The following is a 1,786-nucleotide window of genomic DNA, read 5'->3' on the forward strand; positions in this document are numbered from 1 at the left end:
GGCTTTCGCATCGGCAGGATTGGCAAGCGTCATCGACGGTCTCCGGTTGTCGGTGCGAAAACTAGCGATGCCATGCCGGTTTTGGAATGCTGCGTCTGGACGCACCTTACCGCGTTTGCGTCTGAAAACGGAACACCCGTCCGGTCTCCCGGACGGGCGCCATGAATTTCCGGCGAAAGGTTACTTTGCGGCCGGCGGAATTGTCAGCGTTGCTCCGAGCGGCAGACGGCGCGGCCTGTAGTCCTTGTTGGCGTCGGAGATCAGCTTCCACTTGCTGCCGTCGCCATAGTTTTTCTTGGCCAGATCCCAATAGGTGTCGCCCGCGGCGATCACATGGCTGGTCTCCGGACCGGTCGCGGCCGGCTTAGCCTCGGCGGGCGCTGTTTCGGCCGGCTTGGCGGATCCGGTCGCAGGGGCGGCGGTCGCCGGGGCAGTCTCGGCAGGTTTTGCTGTCTCCGACGTTGCCGGTGCGGTCTCGGCCGGAACGGCCGGCGGCGTCCCCGCGATGTCGCCGGAATTGGACGGCAAAGCCGGCATGGCAGGCTCGGTGGCCGCTGGCGCTGTCTCGGCCGGCTTCGCGGGTTGGGCGGCAGGCGGCGTCGTGGCCGTCTCAGCAGGTTTTGCCGGCTCCGCGGCCGCTGTCGTGGCGCCGATCTCGGTGATGCGGCCGTCGAGCTTCGGCGTGTAGGGGCGGTGCGCGCCGAGATAGTCGGCCACCACCTGCTCCAGGCCCGGGCCGTAGTCATAGGCATCCGTGGCCTTTTCGGCGAAGACCTTGTAGCCGTCGCCGCCCTGGCGGACGTAGTTGTTGGTGGCGACGAGATACTGCTTGTCCGGGTTGATCGGCACCCAGGCGCCGTTCTCCATCACCTCGACCGCTTTGACGCGACCGGCATTGGGCGCGACCGACTTGTCGAAGGCATATTTCAAGCCGGCCACCTGCGGGAAGCGGCCGGCGCCGTCCTCGACCTGGCTGACGCCGCTTTCGAGACCGGCGACCAGATCCTTGCCGGAGATCTTGAAGGTCGCCAGCGTGTTCTGGAAAGGCAGCACCGTCAGCACTTCGCCCATGGTCACGGTGCCCTGGTCGATCGAGGCGCGCAGTCCGCCGCCATTCGAGATTACGATCTCGACGCCCTGGCCCTTGACCCGATCGAGGACGGCGTCGGAGACGAGATTGCCCATTTCGCATTCGCGGGTGCGGCAGCTTTCACGACTGCCATCGATTGGCTTGGTGGTCTCCGCCACTTCCTTGTTCTTCAGCGCCTCGATCGGCGCGCCAAGCTCCTTGATGCGGGCGAGCACCGCCGGATCGGGCGTGATCGACTTGTCGAGAAAGATCGGGTCGCCGCTGGCCGACTTGACGACGCCGTTGTCGTCGAACACGACCTTGAATTCACCGAGATATTTCGAATAGGACGCCGCCTGCACCACCGGCACCTTGTAGCCGTCGGGGTTGTCGACCATCGTCGGGTAGGGGCCTGCCGCCTTCGGATCGGTGTTCGACAAAAGCGTGTGGCTGTGGCCGCCGACCACCACGTCGACGCCGGGGATTTTCGCGATGACGTCGCGCTCGCGGTTGTAGCCGATATGGGTGACGGCGATGATCTTGTTGATGCCCTGCGCCTTCAGTTTCTCGACCTCGGCGGTGATCGACTTGACGTCGTCCGCGATGGCAATGTTGGGGCCGGGCGAGGCCAGTTCCGGCGTGTCGTTGGTGACGGCGCCGACGATGCCGATCTTCTGGCCGCCGACCTCGACCACGATGGACGGCTTGATCTTGCCG

The 1,786-nt window shown here is 65.3% G+C and carries 1 protein-coding gene; it reads right to left on the reverse strand.

The window, feature by feature from the left end:
• Positions 1–180: 180 nt before the first annotated feature.
• Positions 181–1,786, reverse strand: a 1,606-nt coding sequence (locus EOA60_RS31465; protein ID WP_128312510.1) for a 5'-nucleotidase C-terminal domain-containing protein, incomplete at its 5' end; no start/stop codon positions are given.

Origin of the sequence: Mesorhizobium sp. M1A.F.Ca.IN.020.06.1.1, assembly GCF_004023265.1 — a bacterium.
GTDB lineage: Bacteria > Pseudomonadota > Alphaproteobacteria > Rhizobiales > Rhizobiaceae > Mesorhizobium.